The 22,689-nt window shown below is 55.5% G+C and carries 18 protein-coding genes; 10 read left to right on the top strand and 8 right to left on the bottom strand.

Translation table 11 applies throughout. The features are described 5' to 3' along the window. The 6 genes from ACRXB1_RS03765 to ACRXB1_RS03740 form a co-directional block, all read left to right on the top strand. The coding region (locus tag ACRXB1_RS03765) for an IS3 family transposase (protein ID WP_449491156.1) at positions 1-417 on the top strand (417 nt) is incomplete at its 5' end. Positions 418-920: 503 nt separating this feature from the next. Then, a complete protein-coding gene (locus ACRXB1_RS03760; protein ID WP_449491155.1) occupies positions 921-1,316 on the top strand; it encodes a hypothetical protein in 396 nt (131 codons plus the stop codon). A 528-nt stretch (positions 1,317-1,844) separates the two neighbouring features. After that, the gene (locus ACRXB1_RS03755; RefSeq protein WP_449491154.1) at positions 1,845-2,474 is read left to right on the top strand and encodes a hypothetical protein; all 630 of its coding nucleotides are present in this window, start codon (positions 1,845-1,847) and stop codon (positions 2,472-2,474) included. Between the two features lie 457 nt (positions 2,475-2,931). Continuing rightward, on the top strand, positions 2,932-3,402 hold the full coding sequence (locus tag ACRXB1_RS03750; protein ID WP_449491153.1) for a hypothetical protein: 471 nt from the start codon (positions 2,932-2,934) through the stop codon (positions 3,400-3,402). Positions 3,403-3,468: 66 nt separating this feature from the next. Continuing rightward, positions 3,469-3,606 carry a hypothetical protein gene (locus ACRXB1_RS03745; RefSeq protein WP_449491152.1) on the top strand — a complete coding sequence of 46 codons (138 nt, stop codon included), beginning with the start codon at positions 3,469-3,471 and terminating at the stop codon, positions 3,604-3,606. Positions 3,607-3,631: 25 nt separating this feature from the next. Beyond that, positions 3,632-3,829, top strand: a complete 198-nt coding sequence (locus tag ACRXB1_RS03740) for a hypothetical protein (protein WP_449491151.1) — start codon at positions 3,632-3,634, stop codon at positions 3,827-3,829. Between the two features lie 331 nt (positions 3,830-4,160). Here the strand turns inward: ACRXB1_RS03740 and ACRXB1_RS03735 are convergent, their stop codons facing one another. The 4 genes from ACRXB1_RS03735 to ACRXB1_RS03720 all read right to left on the bottom strand — a co-directional run bounded on the left by ACRXB1_RS03735 (position 4,161) and on the right by ACRXB1_RS03720 (position 8,612). Further along, positions 4,161-4,391 carry a hypothetical protein gene (locus ACRXB1_RS03735; protein ID WP_449491150.1) on the bottom strand — a complete coding sequence of 77 codons (231 nt, stop codon included), beginning with the start codon at positions 4,389-4,391 and terminating at the stop codon, positions 4,161-4,163. Positions 4,392-4,531: 140 nt separating this feature from the next. Then, positions 4,532-4,870, bottom strand: a complete 339-nt coding sequence (locus tag ACRXB1_RS03730; protein WP_449491149.1) for a hypothetical protein — start codon at positions 4,868-4,870, stop codon at positions 4,532-4,534. A gap of 386 nt (positions 4,871-5,256) precedes the next feature. After that, positions 5,257-7,440 carry a tyrosine-type recombinase/integrase gene (locus ACRXB1_RS03725; RefSeq protein ID WP_449491148.1) on the bottom strand — a complete coding sequence of 728 codons (2,184 nt, stop codon included), beginning with the start codon at positions 7,438-7,440 and terminating at the stop codon, positions 5,257-5,259. Between the two features lie 104 nt (positions 7,441-7,544). Next, entirely contained in the window at positions 7,545-8,612 is a 1,068-nt protein-coding gene (locus ACRXB1_RS03720; RefSeq protein ID WP_449491147.1) for a tyrosine-type recombinase/integrase, read from the bottom strand. 510 nt (positions 8,613-9,122) lie between these two features. On the opposite strand from ACRXB1_RS03720, the gene ACRXB1_RS03715 reads away from it, so the two are divergent. Further along, a complete protein-coding gene (locus ACRXB1_RS03715; RefSeq protein ID WP_449491146.1) occupies positions 9,123-9,311 on the top strand; it encodes a hypothetical protein in 189 nt (62 codons plus the stop codon). Positions 9,312-10,517: 1,206 nt separating this feature from the next. Here the strand turns inward: ACRXB1_RS03715 and ACRXB1_RS03710 are convergent. Continuing rightward, a complete protein-coding gene (locus tag ACRXB1_RS03710) occupies positions 10,518-11,444 on the bottom strand; it encodes a GGDEF domain-containing protein (protein WP_449491145.1) in 927 nt (308 codons plus the stop codon). Between the two features lie 1,227 nt (positions 11,445-12,671). Between ACRXB1_RS03710 and ACRXB1_RS03705 the strand changes: the two genes are divergently transcribed. Then, positions 12,672-13,256, top strand: a complete 585-nt coding sequence (locus tag ACRXB1_RS03705; RefSeq protein ID WP_449491144.1) for a hypothetical protein — start codon at positions 12,672-12,674, stop codon at positions 13,254-13,256. Between the two features lie 705 nt (positions 13,257-13,961). Here the strand turns inward: ACRXB1_RS03705 and ACRXB1_RS03700 are convergent. Further along, positions 13,962-14,234 (bottom strand): ATP-binding protein, encoded by a 273-nt coding sequence (locus tag ACRXB1_RS03700; RefSeq protein ID WP_449491158.1) that lies wholly within the window; start codon positions 14,232-14,234, stop codon positions 13,962-13,964. Positions 14,235-14,635: 401 nt separating this feature from the next. On the opposite strand from ACRXB1_RS03700, the gene ACRXB1_RS03695 reads away from it, so the two are divergent. Then, positions 14,636-14,794, top strand: coding sequence for a hypothetical protein (locus ACRXB1_RS03695; RefSeq protein WP_449491143.1), 159 nt, complete (start codon positions 14,636-14,638; stop codon positions 14,792-14,794). Positions 14,795-17,372: 2,578 nt separating this feature from the next. Then, positions 17,373-20,975 carry a beta strand repeat-containing protein gene (locus ACRXB1_RS03690; RefSeq protein WP_449491142.1) on the top strand — a complete coding sequence of 1,201 codons (3,603 nt, stop codon included), beginning with the start codon at positions 17,373-17,375 and terminating at the stop codon, positions 20,973-20,975. Between the two features lie 635 nt (positions 20,976-21,610). Here the strand turns inward: ACRXB1_RS03690 and ACRXB1_RS03685 are convergent. Beyond that, a complete protein-coding gene (locus ACRXB1_RS03685; RefSeq protein WP_449491157.1) occupies positions 21,611-21,715 on the bottom strand; it encodes an HU family DNA-binding protein in 105 nt (34 codons plus the stop codon). Between the two features lie 48 nt (positions 21,716-21,763). Next, the gene (locus tag ACRXB1_RS03680; RefSeq protein WP_449491141.1) at positions 21,764-22,411 is read right to left on the bottom strand and encodes a WecB/TagA/CpsF family glycosyltransferase; all 648 of its coding nucleotides are present in this window, start codon (positions 22,409-22,411) and stop codon (positions 21,764-21,766) included. Positions 22,412-22,689 lie beyond the last annotated feature (278 nt).

Genomic DNA, 22,689 nt, shown 5'->3' with positions numbered 1-22,689 from the left:
CGTCAGGTGGTGGGCTGGTCGATGCAGCCGCACATGCGCACGGAGCTGGTGTCTGATGCGCTGCGTATGGCGTGGTTTCGCCGCCGTCCGCAAGCGGGCCTGATCCTCCACAGTGACCGTGGCAGCCAGTATTGCAGTCATGACTTCAAGGACCTGCTCAAAGGCTACGGCATGCGCAGTTCGATGAGCCGCAAAGGAAATTGTTGGGACAACGCGCCGACCGAGAGCCTGTGGGGATCGCTCAAGCGTGCACGCATCCTCGGCCAGCGCTTTGCAACGCGTCGCGAAGCGATGGACGAGGTAATCGATTGGCTGAGCTTCTACAATCATTCGCGCTTGCACTCGACGTTGGGCTACGTCAGTCCGATGCAGTTCGAGCGGGACTGGTACGCTGCCCAGAACCAACGGGTGGCATAATCTCACTCAGTTAAGGGATCCGAAATTCGCGGGCAACGTCAGGTCGATAACTTAAAGCGACGCTCGGTCAGGATCTTCCGAGCCCACTTCTCACCGGTCAGATAGTAAAAGCGCATGCCGCGAATGGTACATGCGCCGTGAGCTCACGTCTCAAAATACGTCCCTCCTTTCACAAACTAGGCTCCACTGTCACGCGATGTCACGCGTGATTTCCCCATTGTTATATTTACATTTACTTTTTCTCGCCTGCGTAAAGCATAAGGAATCACGCGTGACATCGCGTTACACATCGCTTGACAGCGCGTGACAGATGATGGAACGAAAAAGACAAACGGCAGAAAACCGCCATTAGCCGAAATCTGAGCCGTCTCGCCGGAACCCGTGAAAAAGGGTGCGGAGGAGCGGTGGTTTCAGGTTTTTTCAGGTTGTTGGCTTTCCGACAGCCATCTTTTGGCACGATCAATGTACGATCGAACCATCCCCATCTCGCAATGATCGCCATCATGAAAATCACTCTCACGCTCGCAGGCATCGCCATGTCCGTCGCGTTCGCGACATCTGCATCCGCCGTCGCGGCTAGTGGCGATCAGTGCCTGAAATTCGATCCGGCGAAGGCCACCATCTTGGGAAAAGCAAGCCTCGGACATTTTCCCAGTGGCCACACCTTTGCGGAGGTAGTGCCCGACAAGCCCGTTTGCATCACAGGCGGGGCCGCCAACCAGTACCGGGACGCGCAGGGCCTGACGGCCATCGCGCTGTACTTTGGCAACAATTCCGTGCTGCCGAAGAAGTGGCTGGGTAAGCATGTCGCGGTAACGGGACTACTGCAGCAAGGCGATCCGGTGGAGGTTGCTACGCCGAACTTCATGCATGTGGATTCGATCGCCCCGGCGCCGTGACCTGAAGAAGACTGCCATGCAGATCCGATTGAGCAAGGGCCCCATTAATCCTCCACCATGCGAGTGGTGCGACGACACCGAACGGATGATATGGCGGGGCTACACGCAAGGAGACACGCACCAAGGCTTCTTTTTCTGGTGGTGTGACTGCTGCGAACCTCGATGCTTCTACTGCCTGGGCCGGATGCCGCTCGATCGGGACGAAGCCTACGAACATGAAATGAAATGTCGCGAGATAAACCCGTTCCGCATACATCGCGGGGAAGCATCCCCCTCGGTGATGTTGCCGCCCGCGCAGATACGATCGATGTGGCCTGTACGCGCTGCGAACGGCGCGGCCGGTATCATCTGGCGAACTTTGTTGCGACCTATAGCGCAGATTTTTCGATGACCGCCCGGGGCCTCCTGCGGTCGAGGTTTCGCCGGGCTACGTTATCGTCTCCGTCGAGCGCGATTAGCCGTATCTGAGTCACGAAACGGCTTTGAGCCAACGCAAAGACCGCCTTCATTCACAGCCTTGAAAAAACTATGTCAGACGTTCCAGAGCAAAATTTTCGTCGCACCATGGCGGACGAAGGCGATCTGCAAATTCTTGCCGGCATATCGCTCATTAGCGCATCGTGCCTCAGGTACTGGGACACCGAGCATCATAAATTTGCATGCCCCGACGCGGGGTTCTTCCTAGGACCGTGGACCCAGATCGATCGCGCCTTCGGTCGAGTACTCTTATGGAACGCGTTTTCCGCCGGAGCCGAATATATGTTAAAGGGGGTCGTCCTAGCGAATGGGAGGGAGATTCGCGACGATAGTCCGGTAGAGGTGAAGGGTTATCCCAAAACCGATGAAGCTGAACTAACGGCTTGGGCTGCACGGTGTTATTCAGAAAAAATACCTCGCGCAAAGCGAGTGCGAGAGCAGAAAGAACAAAGACAGCGCGACCGCGCTTCAAAGACCTTGCGTGAACCCGTCTCTGAGCCGCCCGCGATACCAACGTTGAAGCTGGTTAAGTTCGGAGCGCTGAATAAGCTCATAGAAAACACCGGCATGATCGATGAAATCGCAGGATTGTATGCGCCAGCCAAAGAAGTGGACTGTGCAACGAGATTAGCGTTTCAGTCGGAAGTTGAAATTGTGTTCGCGGCCTTCGATTTGCTGTGAGAGACGATCCGAAACCGAGATGCTCACGCATACGTTCCGAACGTTCGCGAAGCACATATGCCCCTAATCAGAACGCTATTCCTTCGCGCATTTAACACGTTACTTTCATGGATACCGCACACTCATGGCGGAGAAAGTCTTACTAAGCGATATGAAGATCGCGAGACGGTCGTAAATCAGCGCGAACGGGACAAATACGACTTTGAACCTCCGTTGAAGCCGTTGCGGCAGCAACGAGGTAAATTGTCGTGATCGGTACAGATTTTCTTTGGGTTGCCCTAGCCGTTCCGTGAAGTCCATCGCGGGATAATCGTCCCCAAACCTCGTTAAATTTCATTTCGCAATATAGGAAATAGGGTCGTAAAACGCCCTTATTTTTTGACGGGAAACAAAATTCCGCTATCCTCCGGGTCGCGGTCGAGCGTCTGAATCGTCTGCAAACGACGCGGAGAGCAGCATGTTCGGATGGAAAAATAAGCGACTGGGCGAGAAGCCCTCGGCACTTACTGAGAAGCAGATCGAGTTTATCCAAAAGGTGGCACATCCTCGCCTGGATGCGGTGCCGGGCGCAGATACGGAAATCCTCAAGCATTTTTCGGACGTTTGGTGGAACCTGTGCCTATGGGAAAAGCAGCGCGCCGATGTCTTGGATGGAAAAGCACAGAGCCTCGTTGGCCTTGCCAGTATTGCAAGCGCTTTAGTTGGTCTCAGCACCTTAACTACCGGAGCAGAACCGGGCGAAATTCGAGCCTGGGCTGCTTGCATGTTCCTTGTGACCGTACTCCTGGCGATTTGGGCGCTTTTGGTGTCGAATCACGGCGGTTTTTTGGACTACGAGGTTTTTGACGCGCTAACGGCTGGTGCCAAACCAGTTGGCGTCACCCCGCCATTCACGGACAAGAACGCTGGCGGTTCGTGTCTGAAATAAACGGCCATTCAGCGTTGGCTGATTTACAGCTCTTATAAAGCCGCATCGAATAAGAAGGCAATACGAGTGACTCTTGCCCAGCTGTTTGCTGCACTCGCTGTCGGTCTTGTCGTGTGGTTCATCGCCCACCCGTACATCCCGACGGAGATGGCCCGACTTTACAAGATTGCAAACGCCGTATCGAGCTTCTTCGCACGGTCGTAGTTTGAATAACGCATCAGGAGATGTTATGCCAGGTGGCGTCGGAGGCGGTAAACGGGCGCCCTATGTACCCAAAAAGGTGGCTGCGAAGAAGGTAGCGGCGAAGAAGGCCCCGGCGAAGAAGGTAGCAGCGAAGAAGGTAGCAGCGAAGAAGGCCCCGGCGAAGAAAGCACCCGCTAAAAAGCTAGCAGTAAAAAAGGCGGCGGTGAAGAAAGGCGCGACGTAGCCAAGGCTGACCGCGCTGGCGACAGCGGAAACGCATGTAAAAACTTGGGCTTGAAGTCGAGCGTTCCGCTGGTGACGAGGCCGTGGGCGGATCGCACGGCCCAGCCGGTCACGGTGCCAAGATCGAGCGCAAGCATCGACCCTGCGGACTCGGTGAACAGTTCAGATATGCATCCGTCTTTCTTCTGGCGGTTGGAAAGCCTCCCAGATCGGAACCACACCTGTGGCTGGCACCCGCCGGCGGAAGAGCAGCGCGTGTTCAGGCCGTGGCACTGTAATAACGGCAGCCTGGGCAGTGATGTCGGACACGCGAAATCCGGTGATGTGGAAGATCAGGCCGGATGCATCGATGCGGTGATAAGGGCTGTCGGTGTCGACCCCGAAGATGTCGAGCGTCGTCCAGCCGAGATCAAACGCGCGCCTTGCCCAGCAAACGCAGAAATTTCGGCATCGCGCACGACCTGCCGCCAGGTCAATAGCGGGAAGGCATGGTGGTGTTCGATTTTTCGCAACAAGCGGAAGCCCGCGCGCCACTCGGCGAGGACGGGATGATCGTCGGTCATAGCAGTCCAATGCCGTGGTAGTAACGGGTGGCCCCATAGACATCCCGTCGCTGCCTCGAGCCCAATCCCGGCACGGCGGCACGCAGGTCACGCCCAAGGCTCGCGCTGGTCCCCGGATGGTCCCTGCCAACTTCCTCGCATCACAGCTTCCAAGCAGCATATATGTCGCCTACGCCGACGGTCTTGCCAGGACCGACTGTGCAACGGTTACCGACAAAGCGGCGTGTCGGGCTCGTAAGTGCCGCCAGCTCTTCGACCGCGTCGCGGGACGAAGCCGGCTCAACAAAATATCCACGCTGGTTCAGATCCCGCCATCCCTGGATCGCCCAATTGAATATGCCCGGCAATTCGCCCAGAAGGCGATCCTTCAGGCCGTGGTCCTCCTTACCCAAAAAGCTGTTTTGCAACGTCACTATGACAAACCTGCTCGACAAGGCGCCGCTGGCGTCGTTGAGGCGTGGCAACTCGTTCGAAAGCATCAGAAAGCGCGTCGACAGGGTGCCGCTCCAATCGGAAAGGTATTTCCGCTGGATCGTCTAGGCATCCTCGCCACTGATGGATAGCAGGCGCTCGGCTATCACGCCCGCGTCCGTGTGGCTGCTCATGCGGGCATCGGCGATCAAGGCGAGTTTTTTTCCGATCAGCGACGGGCACCACCTCCCTGAAATGCAAGGAACACCGGTCTAGGGATGCCGACTAATTCGTCGGGCGCTTCGCCATGGACGGTTTGGTCTTCTTCTCGGGTGGGTCATCGTTCGAAAGTAATTGATAAGGCGCCCGCACCTCGATTCTACCGCACGTCGGAGCGCGCACGAATGAAGGGGTAGATAGCCCTAGTTATGTGGAATTGAACGATATTGGCTACTCAGCGCTTTGGCCGAATCGAGCCATCTGGTGCTGGTGTCGCATCCAGGCGTCGAAGAAGGCGTTCGACAGCCTCCTGGTCACCGTCCACCGCGTGTCGTTCCTCGTCGGTGAGCGGGATTTCCTGCAGCATCCGAATCATCCCGGCCTTCGATGCAAGCAGCTCGGCACGGGTCGATTCCTTCGGAACGTAGAAGTCGCACCGTGCACAGGCCATGCGGTGCGGACATTGATCAAAGAAGTCATACGAACACAATCCGTGGCCCAGATCGTAGTAGCGCCACGGCTGATCGGTGCTCCGCTCATCTACAGCCTGCCGGTCGATCAGCACCTCCATCATCCTCAGGTTCCGCTGGAAGTACTGCGCTTCCGAGTAAGCTTTTGCCAGCTTCGTGGGCGTGAATGCCACGTAGTGCTGCGTAGTGACTGGGGAGCGATGACCAAGCCATGCCTGCAGTTCGAACAGAGTCATCGGTTCCCTGGCATTGAAGAGCTGGCTCGCAATGGTCGAGCGTGCGCGGTGGCTGCTAATTTGTCCACGTGCGTCTGCGGCTGGGATGCCTGCCTTCCGGCACAGCATGGGAATCAGATGCCGGTTCAAGTAGTTATGCGGGATCATTTTCGCTCGATACGAGAACAGGAATTCAACCTGCTCGCCAGTCTTATTGTCGACGGCGAGCGGCTGGACCGGGCGCACTCGCTCCCAAGCCAGGACTGCGTCCCCAACGACGGCATCGATTGGCTTGGAAAACGCTGTTCCAGTCTTGTGTACCGGAACATCGAGCATCCAGCAGTGCTCACCCAGATTTCCTGTCAACGGTTCCTTCCGCGCGCAGCCAACTGGCAGTCGTACGATCTCGTCGCTACGTAATCCGGCGAAGAGCCATACGATGCTCAATGCCCGCATCATCTCGAGTGGATAGTAGCCGCCAGTACAGCGACGACTCCCATGCAGATTGTTGCTGCCAGAAGCTGCGCTGCCGTGTAGGGGAAGATCACTCAACGTCAGATTCAGCCCCGCCCACAGAAGCTTGGCCCATAGATCGTCGGCAATAGTGCGCGGCGAAGGCCCTATGAGTGATTTCACCGAACGGGGTGTCGCGAACGCGCGAGACGGATCAAAGCGACGCGGTATCCATTCCCACTCTTGAGCATCAGCGAAAAAGCACCGCATCGAATCAAGCAGCGCTTTTTTGGAGCGCGCTGCAATCGGTTTGCCAGATTTGCCGCTTAAAACGGCAGTGTTCCAAACATAGTCTCCGACACGCATCCGGTCCACGGCGGCGACATATTCTGCTGCCGTTTCACGCGTCCACTGATCGGCGCGGGTGATCTCGGAATGCCGGTCTTTCATCCAGCGACCAGCTTTCAGAATCCTGCGTCGAAACTGCCGGCGGCTGGGAACTGTTAGTGTGGTGGTCGCCTCCCATTGCTCCACCATCGCGACCCAATCCGAGGCAATACTTGCGATCCCCGCCGCATGTATGAATTCTCTGTCAACGGTATCGCGCACCTTGGGCTCATCTAAAACGATCCCTAATCCCGTCAGGGCGCGTGTCAACAGGAAGAATAGGCAGCTGCGAGGAATCGAGTCGCACCAACGGACACGAGCTTCCTCGATGCGCTCGGCAGTCAGGGATTCAAGGTCCGGCTGTCTGTTCATGAGCAGGAGTTCGGCAACCATGCTCATCAGCAGTTTGTTGGAACTTCGATAACCCCACTTCGCCGCGATATCTGTCACCCGCTTCAACGTCGCAGTAACATGGTCCTTGCCAAAAACCTTTTCTGCCAGGGCAGCCCGTTTCAACCCTTTGAAACAGAAGGTGTCGTTAAGACATTGGAGTAGATAGGCGACGGCGATCAACGCTTCTCGCTCACCACCAGCGCAAGTTATTACGTGGTTGGCCAAGGCAAACGAACGTTGGCTTGTCCCTATCACCTTGCGCCAGACGGTGTTGTCCCATGCCCAGAATGTAGTCCTTTGCCGCACACAGTGGTGAAGGAGTATTACCTTGACGCGATCGCCACATCCGCCTTCGCCGTCCACCACGGCAAGAGCGTCGTTGATCGGCGTCAGCAACCGCTCGACCCCAGCCAACTCGTCGAGTATCACGCTTGCCTTGCGTTCGGTCCGCGTCGCCTCTGAAAGCCCGTATATCAATATTCGATGCTCTGCAGTTGTCAAAGCGCCTCCGCGGTCATAGGCCGGGATCCGCAATGGCCAGGCCCAAGCACGGGCGCCGGAGGCTGACGTCTGAGTGCGCCCAGTAAGAGGTTTGTTCATGACGGTTACTGCCCATCAGTAATAGCCGCCAGGGCTTCCACGCGCCACGCATGGATCTGCCGCATTGTCTTTGCGAACCGATCTGCCAGATCCTGTCCAGACAGATGAATATATTGTCGCGTCGTCTCCAGACTCTGATGGCCAGCAAATCGCGCAATTTCATGCAGTTGCCAGCCCGATCGGGCAAGATCGGTTAGACACAGATGTCGAAGCGTATGAGTAGAAAACGCCGGAACGTTGGCGCGGAGGGCGATGGACCGGACAACCTTGGACCACGTCCACAACGTAATTGGCGCTCCATGATTGCGAGGTGACTCAGACAGGAACAATGCGTGCCGATCTCGCCCTGGTGGCCGGTGCCGAAGGTAGTCACGCAGCAACTCTGCTGCCGTCTCCGAATACGGTACAACTCGCTCGCGTCGCCCTTTGGTTGTCTCGGCGCGAACGCGCAGCAATCGGTGCGCTGGATCGAGGTCACTGCTGCGAAGCCGACACAACTCTTCTCGGCGCAGCGCTGCATCGTAAGCAAATGCCAGCATGCACCTATTTCGCATCGGTTCTTCACGAACCGCAGCGAGCAGGGTCGTCCACTGCTCTTCCGTTGGAATCCAGGGTAGCTTATGAAATCTCTGGACGAAGCCTCGTTCGCTGCCCGCGCCAAAGCGACTGGATGATGTGTAGCGGCCGCGGCTGACAGGATTGGTCCTGAGTAGTCCTTCATCGATCATAAACTCGAAGAGCAAACGGACCGCAGTAATATGCTGCTGCAATGTCGCATTCGATAAGAAGCCGCCTGCGCCGGTCCGAGTCTCATTGGGCCGCGATCGCCTCGGTCGAGTGCGCATATCTCCGATATATCGTGCGATGACTTCGTGCGATGTGCCAGGCAAGTCAACGCCATGCTCCTGTGCAAACCGTAGGAAGCCTTCGACCGCGTACATGTATGCCGTTATTGTATTTCTTGCCAGGCCGAGCGATGAGCAACTGTCTATCCACCGGCGTGCGTAACAGTTTGAAGCGATCAGCGGATATCGCCCCCAATCCGGTTCGACCAAAGCGCTGTCTGCACCCATGATCGTTCCCCCAGAAGCGTGTTGTAGATCGCCCATAAACGGACAACGTGCAACAAGCGAAATCGCCTACGCCCCGGGTTATCCACCGGGCTGCTCGCCTCTCGCTATAGAAAAGCGGGCGGCAGCCCGGTGGATAACCCTACACGAATTCGCGCTGTAAATGCCATACGCCTATGCATTCATCTACCGTAGCACAACTTCAATTCCAAATAACTAAAACTATCATTCCCTTCGTATTTCACATAGTGCGCGATTAGCGCCCATATATCTTTGTAATAGCCCGAACCACTCTTTTCTCGCATATGTATTCTATCTTTAGAAGCGGATATTGAATTTGTCATTTTGTTGTTGAATAAGATTATCAAAATTGAAGATTTTGAAGATGGCGACGCAGGTTATTTTGGTGATCAAAGAGTCCGCTTCAGTGGTTAAAGGTGAAGCTGGATTAGTGGCAAAATCGGTGGCACTTTCACAATTCAAGGCAGCCTTGTCCATGCGAATGTAAAAAATGTGGGCGAATTTATCGGCTCAGTTGACGACGTAACTTCACAAATCGCTGCGGTGATTGACGCTGCTATCGCCGACAAGGACGACTTAGATCAGATAATCCACGAAGAAGATACCGCCACTAAGCAGGATAGCCTAGGAAGGAAATCGGATGGATTGAAGAATAATCGCAAACGATTGCGCCTCACGTAATTTTTACGTTGAAAACTGTGGCGCGACAACAATAAGGCTAATGCCCGGGAGACCTTGCCCCATCCGCCGAAATGTAGAGTAACGCTTGCAGGCAGTGACGCACTGCCCCAAAATCGTCGAACTCGACAAGAGAAAAGATGAGAGGCAAGATGAGGAGTGAACAAAAAACGGCAGGGAGCGGGCGGCGGTCTTGGATGCCGCTGATATGGCTGCTACTCGCCGCTTTTGCCTTCGTGTGGACGGCGCTCATGGGTTACCGGTTCTACGGCGGGTTAGCGGTAGGAATGTGCTGCTTGATGGGGCATGAGGCATTGAAGAGGGCGTCAAGCGATGGCTAGCGTAAACTCAGATAGCTAGCGTAAACTCAGATAAATGGGTCACCGCTGTGCCTACAAAACTGCCCACATGGATGCCCCTTTGCGATTGGTGTTTTCACCGCTTAAAGGACAGGATAGGCTGCAGTTCTCTCGGGCTGTTGAGATAGCCATCGTTGATCCATTCAGCTGGGTTACAACTGAGCGCTTTCAGATAAAGGTGGGGACCGGCACGTGCGAGGAACATTTCTACGCCGCATGGCGCGGGAATGTTCGACGATCCGTCGGCGCCACTGTTCACCGAATCAGCGATGGCGCAAGGCATTGTCCGTTTGCTGGGCCCTTGGTTATGATTATGCGGCACTATGCTGTCAAGGGAACTGTGTGCTGCACATTGAGAACGTCTGTCGATGTGCATGAATCCGAGCCGGTCCAGTCATTATGATCGCCCGGATCTGCGTAAGTGCTTGACGAACAAAAACGCTGCGGCAGGCACATGCACGATGCCGAACCCAATAATAAATGTCATCCAACTTGCAACCGTTAGACCGGGTATCCCTAAGCTCACGACACCGCAGGCACATCTCACAACCAGCAGGACGGAATGAGCGACCGGTCGGTGTGTCGTGCTTCCCGTAAACCTCGGGATTGCTGCGTGCGCATAGCATGCAGCAGCAACGACCAACACGGCAATGATGAGTGAGATATGGTCCCATCCTATGTCTCCTCGGAGAAGAAAGTCGAGAGCACAAGTCGCAGGATTTGATTGCCGGCTGACCAAACTGTTGTCCTTGAAAAGCATTAAAACTTTATTTGGAATCGCACAGACCTTGGACTGGGGGTGAGCGTTTTTTACGCGACGGGCGGGCGCCTGCGCACAAAGCACTCAGGCTCACGCGTCAACCGAAATGTCGACCGAGATACGGTTGCGCCCAAGTTTCTTTGATTTGTACAGCGACGCGTCGGCACGGCCGATCGCACCATCGACCGAGTCTGCAGGCGACACCTGAGTGATCCCGACCGACAGCGTGTAGCGCACCACGCTTCCCCCCTTTACCGGAACCAACCGCGCCTCCACTGCTCGCCTCAGTCTTTCTAGGACAGCTTTTGCGTCATCTGTAGTAGTGCCCGGCATGACCACCAAGAACTCTTCGCCACCGACGCGCCCGATAACGTCGGAACGTCTCGTTGTCGTTCGGGCAAGGTGGGCGAAATCTCGTAAGACATCGTCTCCCACGAGATGGCCGAAATTCTCATTGATTGATTTGAAACGGTCGAGATCCGCCACCGCGATGGATAGTGGTGTCTGGGCATTGTGGGATCCCGACAATGTGGAAATCAAGATATCCAGATAAGACAGAATATGCCGGCGGTTAGGCAGGCCCGTCAGAAAATCAGTGCGTGCCTCGTTCAAGGCTTCGCTGTGAGCCTTTGTCAACGTCAGCTCTAAATGTTTCAGCGGCGAAATCTCCGAGCCGATAACGATAATCCAACCGTTCTCGAGCACCGTCTCCGTCATCCAATACCATCCTCCGTCCAACGTGTCAGTAGCAAAACAGCGCTGCCCAGCTTGTTGCCGCCTTCGTTTTTGCATTTCTGCGATGAAGGAAATGACAACGCCGCAGTCAATGCGGGGACCGCAATTGCGCAACGCTCCCCTCTTAATGAGGTCGTCGAACGTCATCGTGGCATCGACACTGTCCAATTGAAACAAGTGTTTGAATGCGGCGCTCGCATATCGTAACTTGTCGTCCGCGTCATATACGGCGACGAAGGTTTCCGCTGTCCATGGCTGAGGCCAATGCGGCACCGATGTCATTGCTCCATGACTGCCCGCCGCTGAATTCCATCGCATCTCCCATAGCCACGCATTTAAATTTCTGCGCAAGGCCAGCAGACGGTGGCCGCCGGCTTTCGCGAATGATATCGAGCTTACGCTGCCGATTATTCGCGAAATTTGAGAGGAGGAATATGAGAGTTTGCTTGGACGCGTCGAGGGTCGACGAATGCCTAATCGGCGAAATCGCACGATGACAGCGGCGCACCGATCCCACTACTCGGCCTACTCACCATAATCGCACGTGGCGACTCCGCCGCTTATCAAGCATTTAGCTTACAAGCGATGTAATCTAACGCTGCTAGGATCGTATCCTTTCACTCAGTTGGTACGCTCATGAAAAAAGTAATCCTTGCTTTGGCCGCTGCCGCCATGACCTTTGGATCTATTGCTCCGACGTTCGCCTACTCGCACCACCGCGAGTGCCACAAGGTTCGCGTTCATCACCATTGGGAAAACCGCTGCCATTGACCCATAAATATACGAATGACAAGCTTCGCTCCGAGCGGGGCTTTTGATTTGAACGAAGTGTAAGCCGTTCTGATGCAAACGGCCATGCGAAGTCGTTCGCGCCAGCGTTGTATTAAATACATCGACGCCCGCGACAGCCCCTCACATGGGTAGAGAAAAAGAGGTATCGGAATGGATGCCACCCGCTGAGCGAAAATCTTCACGTTCTGCAGTCGACACCGCGGAGCCGGTGAGGTCCGCTGCTCACCAGCAATCAGCGGTCGGCCCGAGCACCGAGACAGCCGCGACCTGCGGAAAGTTGCTTCTGATGTCCTGAAGGCGCTTGTGCAGCTCCGATTCACGAGTCCTGATTGCTCGTCATCTGAATCGCCCAGCAACTCAACAATTTCTCTCAATCGTGCATGGTGCCAAGTTGATCTGCAGCGGGACCTTTAAAAATAATTTACGTCTTATACACAGAACGAAAGGGATAGCAGTTTGCGGATAGCTTCACGATGCCGAAGTCTGACTACGGGAGAATCACTGCGGGGAAATCTCTCCAAGTACGACCCGTTGCCTGTGCTGTAAGTAACGCGAGGGTCGAGCAGACAATCCGACGTCCACGGCAGTTCAATGAGCTGCCCACCAGCACCCACGTATTCATTCAGCCCAAATCGAACTGCACACCAAATGTGGGCGTAGCAACAAACAGAACGGGACCGCACCGCTAAGCTGACCGGACATAACCGGAGGCACGGAATGGAAAGTGTAATCGGAGGAATGCCGCTAGCAATGTTTTTCTTCCTAGCTGGGTCTGCTTTAGCTTGTGCGCCGGATAAAGGTGAAAGCGTTGGACAAGAGAAATGCGTGGCCTTTCAGCGAGATACAGTGCCACAAAGCCTTCGTACCGCCCAATTCATCGACGATCACATTGAACTCGTCCCGGCGTCAGAGGAGGTCTATCTTGAGCGCGAAAGCGCGGTTGTTGCACTTGGACGTGACAGCGGGAAACGCTTTCTCTTTCTCGCACGACGCCCGTCGTACCCTGCCTGGCGCCTACGGAATTCCTTGCGCGACCTCGTCAAGGCGCTTAAGTTGATTGATGAAACATCGCCCGGCCAGAATGTAGACGCTCAGCGGGCGAAGTCGGCGGCTTTCGCAATAGTTTCGCTCGCTCAGACAAGGGTCGACTTTGCAGAGTATGTGCGCATGGACAAATTGCGCACCGCGCCCGTTCTGGACGACGCGGCGCGCCGAGTCGCGTCGGTCTCACTCGCCCAGATGGCGCCCGCGCTTGCATGGTTCATTGGTTGCAACGTGGACGTACTCGGCGGCCCAAAGTAGCAAACCTTTTAGCGGGTCGGGGGATCAGCCGGCGCTCGGCATTCTGCCAAATGCCGAATCGATTGCCAAGACACCGCAGAACCCCCGCGCGGAACTGCATTGCGATGCCGCAGCAGCATAACCCGATTGACCTCGGTTCGCTGAGAGAAAATCAATGCATGGCTGCTCGAATATGGAGTCGTAATTCGATAGCGCGTGCTCGAATGAAGCGACATCCAGTCATATTGAGCGTCTGATACTATTCAAAGCTTACTCCCTGTAGGCAAGGATATGTTTATGAGTTCGCGTCATCTAAGAACAAAGTCGTGAGCAAACCTCTACGGGGACAGAACAAATCTGCTGCACCTCTCCTGGTCCCTTCTTCCTCGGTTTCATCTCGATATCGGGCAAATTGTAAGAACTTGTGGTTCCGGTAAGTAGCGGTACCTGACTGATTTCCGCCGTGCTGATACGGCTGGACATGTCCACGATTTGGCCACCGGCGCCGCGGTCCCTTGTCGACATGCGAAGCACCGTTTCTTTGCAAGCCGTAATAGGCCAATGACGTCGACCGCATAAAGTCTAGAGAGAGCGACCGTCCCTCGTCGACCCGGCCGACCGGCCCGACAATCGCGGCATTATTGATGAGCCCGACCAACGCACCAGATTCCGCCGTTGCTGCTGCCTCTAACACGTTGTATCTAGCGTCCTTGAGCACGTCGAAGATCAGCATCCTGATTGCCTCGTCATCGTCGATACCAGGACGGTCTCGTGACGCACACGCTGAGTCGACGGATCAGCGTCGATAAGCTCGGTCGTATCAAGTTCGCCAACGGCATGGGGCAGGTATATGCACATGGTCGTGCCCTTGCGGGCACTCGCAGCATATCGGACCTGTCCGCCGGATTGTCTGGCAGAGCCGTGTACTATCGATAAGCCGAGCCCGGTTCCTTGCTTTAAAGGCTTTGTAGTATAAAACGGATCGAACGCCCGTGTGATGATCTCAGGGGCTCATGCCTGCGTCGGTGTCCCAGACGCACAAAGAGATGTATTGGCCTGAAACTATATCCCGCTCCTTTGCCGCCCGTTCATCAGCCATTGTTAGCGATTCCACGGTGATACGGCCGCCTTTTGGCTTGGCGTCACGGACGTTTTATTGCAAGGTTCAATAAAGAAGTTTCTTGTTGTGACGGATCAACCTTCGTTAGCCAAAGGCCGCAGGTGCCCACCACCTCGACATGTACGCTGGGGCTGACGGATCCGCGAATCAGATCATGCATACCGACAACGAGGCGGTTAACGTTAGTCGCTATCGGGTCGAGTGTTTGCCGTCGCGAAAAGGCCAAGAGTCTATGCGTCTGGGCGGCCGCGCGCTGGGTGGATGACCGAGCCACATTAATATGTCGCTCGATGACGTCGGCGCGTCCATGGGCAAGGCGCCGACACAGAAGCTCCGAGCTACCGGCGATACCGCCCAACAAAATGTTGAAGTGGTGGGCGATGCCGCCGGGGGGCTGCCCGACCGCCTCCGTCTTTTTCGCGTGTCGCAGTGCTCCTAAGCCGTATATACCCAGCCGCGGCGGCCCTTCCCTCTGTGATGTCACGACCGACGGTATAGCAAATTCCGCTACACCTGGATGGTGTCGGGATCTGGCGAGATGCGAAAGCCAAAAAAATGGCGGGCCTAGCGGCGACTGAGTTTAATCGAACGCGCGGAACAATGCGCTAATCTCGAAGTTTTCGCTGAGAAAGGCAAAGGCATTTCATTCATCCATGTTGTTCGGAACCGCCACTAAACTCTTAACATTTAGCTAGCTCAGCCAAAGGTTGGCAAGCTACGCGTCACGACACGAAGAGAGTATCATGAGGCAATCTTGCTCGCCATGCGCAGTCAATCGGGTTCCGTGGCATAAGCTGATCCTGATATGGTGGCTAATCTGAGACGAGCGATATGACGAATGATCAGGACCTCGAACACAACTGTGGGCAAGGCGCTGAAACGGCTTTGTTACCCGAAAACCTATTACTGAAATTCTTACATTGATGCACGGCTTAGCGATCAGGTTCGCGTCGTATGGAGGAAATGATGTCCGAGCGGGCGGTTCAGCCGACCATTCGACGGTGAGCTATCAAATTGCTGCTTGCGCTCGGGAAGGCATCGGGCCCTGTAATAGCCGTCGCTCGAAGTTGGCGAATGGATGAGATGTCCGTCAAGGTCAAGGGCGAATACAAAGTACTTGTATCGAACCGTCGACGGCGGCTGACCACAGTGTTGACTTCTTGCTCCGCGCTAAGCAGAACACAGCCGCGGCCTGAAGCTATTTTCTAAACGCGATACGAAAATGGCGAACTGGATGTGGTAACGATTGATAAGGCGGCGCGAGTCTTCAAGGCCAATTCGAACAATGCCGAGCGCAAGGCGCCGGTTAAAATTCGGCAAGCGAAACATCCGAACGACGCAAAGCAGGACTTGAGCGATGAAAGGCATCGCGCGACTTATGCTGGGATTCAAGCGCTTTCGTTGCGCGCTTTTTAGCTGGTAGCGGACTCATGCTTAGGATAGCAAATAGTCATATAAAGACCGACGGTGGCCGGCGTCGCTCATGCGAGAGCAATCTTACGATCTTGGCGAGTAGGTGTCCTATCCGTTCTAACCCGCCAGTTCATTAAAGTTCCTACTCCACAGACTAATCGGCCGGCGCGTTTGGTGGAATTCATAGCACAGCGTCGTCTTCAGATCCAGTTGCTCGTTCGCCCCTTTAGTCCGAAACTAACGTTGTCACGAACCGCGCAAGCTGTCGCCTCTCATCAGTGACGCGCGAGCTAAAAACAATCCTTTCGTCAACGCAATTAAGCTGCAGGACGGTCGGACACATTACAGCTTCTGCGCGACTTTAACGTCGATCCGAAAGGTATGGGCCTTATGCCTGACTCATGAATTTATTTATTAGAGAACGCTTATTTTTTAAGAGTTAGTGCGGGACCACTTCGCGTGTTCTCGCTTTTGGGCTTACGTCAGCTAGCAACGCATTAAGCACACGATGATTCAGTGGGCGCACCGCCTTCGAGATCCGATCCGCTCTATTGACGACGGTTGATGTTATGCGCGTCAAACCACCCGTTTTGTTGCATTGTTCACATTGAAAATCATTGCAAGACACTGCGCTGCTTTCGGTGCAGTGACCGCAATGCGAGGGTCACTCCCGGCAGCGCCAACCCAGTCTTTAGACAACGGTGCGACCAATCTACGCCCCGCTCAACACAATCATTTGTGGTCCCTTTGCCTCGGATCCCCAAAGCGAACGTCCGCGTTCGATGTTTTTATGCGCTGCACTGTTAAGTTACTACTCCATCACAGTGGGCGTGCGTTGAACATCCTGAGTACCACCTATGTTGCTGATTGATTTTAGTTAATATATTGCGTCTGAAGAAAGGAAGTAACGAAAGCAAAAACCTAAACATCAGATGAATAATTGAACGTTTCAACGCTTTAAAATCGGTACTATTTTCGGCCTTGTTCGCAAACGTTTGCTAATTCTTGTCTCGAACGGGTGGAGAGAGTGAAGGCGGCGTGCCGCATCATTGGTATGATAAATAACATCAAATTTTGATGAGAAATTAACGCATCTCTTTCAAGTCGCCGATCAAGCCGTAAAACAACGCTCTAATCACCGCTTTGCCGGCCCGGCCAGAGCTTTACCATTTCAACGTTAAAGCAAAAACCAATTTCTAATATGCGTTCGCTACTACGCCTATTCAATCGTGCATTTAAATCGCGGTTGATATGCCAATTACTGTCGCCCCCAATCAACATTGAGCCCCACGAATGAGACAAGTCGCTTTAACCTTTCGCATTACCAAGATCGCCGGGAAAACCGTATCTGCCAATATCTGCGGACTTGGTAATGCCTATTTTCAGTCGTCGTAGGCTGTGCCGAAACAACTTCGGCTTGTTCAGTGAACCGCCGTGTTGCACGATTTCGCATAGCACCTTTTGCGTTGGCCGCAGCCTTAGCTTCCGCAGGTGTAAGCGCTCATACAATATCGATCGGCTACGAGAACGCGGGAAACAATACGCTCAGCTTCTGGTACGGCACGTACCATGCGACGAGCGAAGCGAATTACAACGAAGGGTCAATGTCGCTTACCAGCACGAATGGGTACAGCCAGACCCTGCCTTATGACCTCCTGACTTATACAAAGCCGACCGGCCTCATAGACGGAAGTACAAACTTCTACTCTGGCGGAACAGCGACGACGCTCCAGCCGGTGAATACCTACGGACAGGCGGTCGACGCATGGCAAGGCCGAACATTTATAGGTCTGAGCGCCGGGACGTACACGTTCACTTACGTTCCGATTGCAAATCCGACGCAAGTCTGGGCACCGACGAACGCGTCGATCCTTTCCAACACCGTTACGATCATTACCGCCGACCTTAATAATACCGCGCCCCGGTTAACCACTGGCACGGTCGTCGATCAGACACAGGTGTCCGATCCGATCATCTTTGAGGGCGGGACGGTCCGCCCCACAGCCGACTCGTCGCTGGGCAACATCGTCAGCATCGACAATCCAGGTGGCACTGTCGATACAGCGGGCCATAACTTGACCTTGTCTGGGGCAATTGATGGGCGGGGAGTGCTGACTAAGACGGGCGACGGAACACTTAGTCTGACAGGTTCTAACACCAGCATCGGCGGAGTCGCCCTTAATGGAGGCGCTGTCAATATTGCTTCCGACGCGAACCTTGGCGCTACTTCCGGCGGGCTAACATTCGACGGTGGGACATTGCAACTAGGATCCTCTTTCGATCTTGCACCGACCCGTAGCATCACGCTCAACGCTAGCGGCGGAACCATCGACACGCAGCAATACAACACAAACGTGGCGCAAGGAATTACTGGCACGGGCGGTTTGACGAAAGCCGGCACTGGCGTCCTGACGTTGTCGGGTGCGAACACTTATACCGGCGCCACGACCGTAGCTCAGGGCACGCTGCAAGCAGGCGCGAACAACGCGCTTTCACAGCAATCTGCCGTAACTGTGGCGCAAGGCGCCGACCTTAATTTGAACGGCTTCAGTCAAACTGTCGGTTCGTTGGCAGGCGCGGGTACCGTGGACCTAGGCAGCGCAACCTTGGCCGCTGGAGCAAACGGCACGTCTACTGTGTTTTCAGGAGCGATTAACGGATCCGGTGGTTTAGTCAAACAGGGCGCAGGAACGCTCGCGTTGTCGGGGACCAACACCTACTCCGGCGGAACGTCGGTCAATGGCGGTACGCTGGAAGTTTATTCGGACGCGAACCTGGGCGACGCATCAGGCGCGCTGACGCTCAACGGCAGCACACTGCACACGACAGGCGACGTGACCGGCACGCGTAACATCGCCCTCGCCGGCAACGGCACGATCAATACCGACGCGGGCACCGCGATGACCAACAGCGGTACGGTCAGCGGCACAGGTGGTCTGATCAAGAACGGTACGGGTACCCTTGAGCTTGATGGCGTTGCATCACACCAAGGCGGCACGACGGTCAACGGCGGAACGCTGGTGCTGGGCGGTGCAAACACTTACACCGGCGGGACGACGCTGAACGGCGGCTCGTTGCATATTTCGTCCGATGCTAATCTCGGTGACTCAGCGAGCGCGATTCATTTCCACGGTGGAGATCTTACGGTGACCAGTTCCATGTCCACCGCGCGCAACGTGGATATCGGAGCAGAAGGCGCGTCGTTGACCACTTTGAACGGCGTCACCTTGGTTGAACAAGGAAACTTGACGGGCATCGGCGGACTGCAGAAGAACGGTGACGGAACACTAGTTGTGAGCGGCAACAACACTTTCAGCGGAGGCACGCTCATTAACGGCGGCGCCGTTCAGATTGATTCCGGATCTTCGCTCGGGACCGGGGCGATCGTACTGAACGGCGGTACGCTCAATACAGTAGCGAGTCTCGGGACCGGCCAGCAAGTTTTGATTTCCGGAGCATCGGGGGTCAATGTCGCAGCCGGTACAACAGCAATGCTTTCTGGACAGCTCGTCGCCTCTGCAGACTCGTCGTGTTTCACCAAATCGGGTAAAGGCGCTTTGAATATGACGGGGGCAGCAACGCTTCCAAACGGAACGTGCGTGGCTGACGGCACTTTGTTAGCCAACGGCGCACTTAATAGCAACGTTCAGGTGTTCGACCAGGGCACTTTGCGCGGGGTAGGCGTAATAAATGGGCCGATCTCAGTTAATGGGAAGCTTGCACCGGGCGACTCGACCGGAACGCTCATTGTGAACGGCACTGTCACCATGAACAATGGGAGTGCCTTTGAGGAAAACATAGACGGCTTGGGCACAGCAACGGGGGCGGGCAACTACTCGCGCGTACTCGTGCAGGGCGCTGGGAACCAATTTATTGCGAACGGCACGCTGCAACCGACATTGAGAGGCATCGCAGGTAACGCTTCGAACACGTACACGCCAAGTATTGGAGACACCTTCCGAATCGTCACTGCTGATGGTGGCATCGTCGGTCGGTTCAACGGCATCGCGCAACCTACCGACGGGCTGCTAGCTGGCACTCGCCTACAGGCGTTCTACAATATGGACGGCAGTAATAGCATCGATTTGCGCGTAACGCCACAGTCGTACGCATCTTCTTTCAACGCAAGCAATGCGAACGTGCGTGGCCTTGGAAACCTGCTTGACCGGGGCATGGTTGCCCAGGACAACGGCACGACCACCGATCGTCAAAGTCAACTGATGTATGCAGTAGCTGCAGCTAACTCATCGCAATTAAACGCGGTAGCCAAGGGACTTGCAGGCGAGGTGCATGCTGATATGGCTGCGGCGGCTCCAGAAGCCGCTCGTGCTGCACAGAGCCAGATAACCGACCATTTGGGAAGCGGGCCTGCTGCGGACCTCGGGCGCAGTGAAATGCTGTGGGCGAACGTGTCGCATAACAATGACCATACGTCCAGCGACGGTTATGCAACCGGATTCACTGCTCGCAGTAACCAAGTAACCGTCGGTGCCGATGTCGTTCGAAGTGGCACCACGCGACTCGGTCTTGGCTTCTCGCATGCAGACACAGATGTCTCCACAGATGGAGGTGGCGGGTCAATCCAGGAAAACCTCGGATTCCTCTATGGTCAGCACGCGGCCGGGCGGTTACTTGTAGACGGAATCTTTGGCTACGGCGCACAAAGCTGGACCACCACGCGGGCCGATGTGCTCGGTCTCGCAGGCAACCTGGGTTCGGGTAACCATGGGCATGACATTATCGCCAGCCTCGGGGCACGGCTCCCCGTCGAATTTGCCGGGCATCGGCTGGAACCGTTCGTCAGAGCTGTCTATCAACACGAGCAGCGAGACGGGGCGAACGAAGGTACAACATCCGTGTCAGCACTGTCCTTGAGTGATTATTCTGCTAGCGGCACACGCTTTCTTGCCGGCTTGTCAGGTGGATCGCTGTCGCAAGATCCGCTAACGCAACTTTTCACCTACAAGTTTAGTGCGGCCGTTGGAACCGACACAGGCAGTCTAATACGGACCAGCGTAGATTCGGAACTTGCAGGTCAAACCATGACCATTCAGTCGCCGCATAGCGGACGCCAGTTTGGTCAGCTGAATTTAGGCGGCACCGTGCGAGTGGCTAAACTGGGCTATCTGTTCGTCGGGGCTCAGACGGAAATTGCGGCGCGACGCACCGCTTACAGCTTGACAGGAGGTGTACGGATAGGCTTCTGATTATCCTGTGCAGAAGTGTCGATAAATAATCCGCAGCCGCCGCAGACGACTGCGGATCTTGCGTATCGGTTGCGATAATGCCTTGAGTAAGTTGAACGGTTTTTGAATCTCATGGTTGGTCTTGCAGGAAATACTCGGCTAAAGCTAGGAGGCGTTCGGGATCAGCGGGCTTGGCACAGACTGCATCGAAGCCAGCACAGTCTTGTAGCGCTCAACATCGGTCGAGCTTACGTCCGCGCTAGAAGCAAGTAGGGTGCTGCCTGTCTCGAGAAGTGCCTCTTAGCTGCGACGCGACTTCAACCCCGGACATTTCCGGCATCCGGATATCCAGAAAGACAATCGAGGGGCACCACTCGTTATTGGTCTCGATCGCCGATTTGGTATGGAGGTCCTTGGGCAGAAGATTCTCGACTCGTGGATTTAAAACGGTGCTTGAGGTTGTCCGACACGCAATTCGTTCCCGTACACGCCGAACGGCGGCATCGCAACCAAGGGCTGCGCAAGCCGACGCGGGGCGGCTCTGAGCGCAATGTGACCATCACCATTACAGGCGCTTTCTTCCAGCCGGAATACTGCCTTCGGGTTCGTCGATTGCCATCGCCAGCCCTTGCCCACATAGAAGGGCCGCAGCGGCTTTAATAGGCTTTCACGGCAACCTTAAACGCGTTTCCCGCTGTGAAACCGATCGTCTTCGCGGCGGAAATCTGGATTATGGCACCGGTGGCTGCATTCCGCCCAATCCGTTCTGAGTGCCCCCTCGAGAGTTGATCGACTGCAGCATTGCCGAATCAAATCCGGCGAGTAGTACGCCAATTTTGCCAAAAAATACTAAAAAAGCGACGGTCGTCGATCAGGTACCGATGCCAAAGCCGTCTCGGATCCTGCATGACGCGCCAAGACCATTCGAGGCCTGTACGCTGCATCCAGACCGGCGCTCGTCGCCGAAGCCCAGCCGCAAACTCAACGGCTGCGCCCGCGCACAACATGACGCCACCCGGGAACTTGTCGGCGTGGTGAAGCGCCCAACGTTCTTGTTTCGGCATGCCGACGCAGACGAAAATGATGTCCGGGTCGCCTGCTAACACCCGCTCGGCGATCGCGTCACCCTCGGGGCCAGTCGGATCGAATGCCATCGAGGGCGCAATGACTTCGACGTTGAGTCCAGAGTAATGCACCGCGAAGCCGTCAATGATGGCGCCCTCCTGACCCGGTTGCCCTCCCACCACAGTTACTTTCCAGCCGCCGGCGTGCGCGCGTCCGCACAGCCCCGAAAGAAGATCCGCGCCCGTCACGCGTCCCGGCAGCGGCTTGCCGAACAGACGGCTAGCCCAGACTATCGGCATACCGTCGGCGAAAATGTAATCCGCCGTGCGGTAAGCCTGCAGAAGGTCCGGATGCGTGTCTAGTCGCACGACGTGATCAACGTTCGGTGTCACGGCAACTTGCGCACGGCCATCGCGCTGCAACGCGGCATTGCATAGCAAGCCGACGGCGTTGTCGAGCGTCACGGCGTCAATATCAAGTCCAAATAATGTGATAATTGAGCGAAATTCAGCGCGTACCGACGGGCTTGGCTCCGCAGTCAAGAAAGGTACGGTGTTCATTTGGTCTCGGCTCCATTTGTCTCAGCGCGACACGGACGATGTTCCCCACTCGCGTCTCGACTCGCGGTAGCGCCCTGTCATGCGTAGACATGTAAGTTTCAACGTTTCGT

Source organism: Caballeronia sp. M23-90, from assembly GCF_053574605.1.
Note: the sequence above shows the minus strand (reverse complement) of the source record. Positions and strands in the feature narration are given on the sequence as shown.

Bases quoted from the DNA above. Each gene is read 5' to 3' on its own strand.
- ACRXB1_RS03760 (WP_449491155.1), top strand. From the start codon at position 921: ATGAAAATCACTCTCACGCTCGCAGGCATCGCCATGTCCGTCGCGTTC.
- ACRXB1_RS03695 (WP_449491143.1), top strand. From the start codon at position 14,636: ATGTCGCTCGATGACGTCGGCGCGTCCATGGGCAAGGCGCCGACACAG.
- ACRXB1_RS03720 (WP_449491147.1), bottom strand. From the start codon at position 8,612: ATGGGTGCAGACAGCGCTTTGGTCGAACCGGATTGGGGGCGATATCCG.
- ACRXB1_RS03740 (WP_449491151.1), top strand. From the start codon at position 3,632: ATGCCAGGTGGCGTCGGAGGCGGTAAACGGGCGCCCTATGTACCCAAA.
- ACRXB1_RS03755 (WP_449491154.1), top strand. From the start codon at position 1,845: ATGTCAGACGTTCCAGAGCAAAATTTTCGTCGCACCATGGCGGACGAA.
- ACRXB1_RS03730 (WP_449491149.1), bottom strand. From the start codon at position 4,870: ATGCTTTCGAACGAGTTGCCACGCCTCAACGACGCCAGCGGCGCCTTG.
- ACRXB1_RS03705 (WP_449491144.1), top strand. From the start codon at position 12,672: ATGGAAAGTGTAATCGGAGGAATGCCGCTAGCAATGTTTTTCTTCCTA.
- ACRXB1_RS03710 (WP_449491145.1), bottom strand. From the start codon at position 11,444: ATGACATCGGTGCCGCATTGGCCTCAGCCATGGACAGCGGAAACCTTC.
- ACRXB1_RS03690 (WP_449491142.1), top strand. From the start codon at position 17,373: ATGTCGCTTACCAGCACGAATGGGTACAGCCAGACCCTGCCTTATGAC.
- ACRXB1_RS03735 (WP_449491150.1), bottom strand. From the start codon at position 4,391: ATGACCGACGATCATCCCGTCCTCGCCGAGTGGCGCGCGGGCTTCCGC.
- ACRXB1_RS03750 (WP_449491153.1), top strand. From the start codon at position 2,932: ATGTTCGGATGGAAAAATAAGCGACTGGGCGAGAAGCCCTCGGCACTT.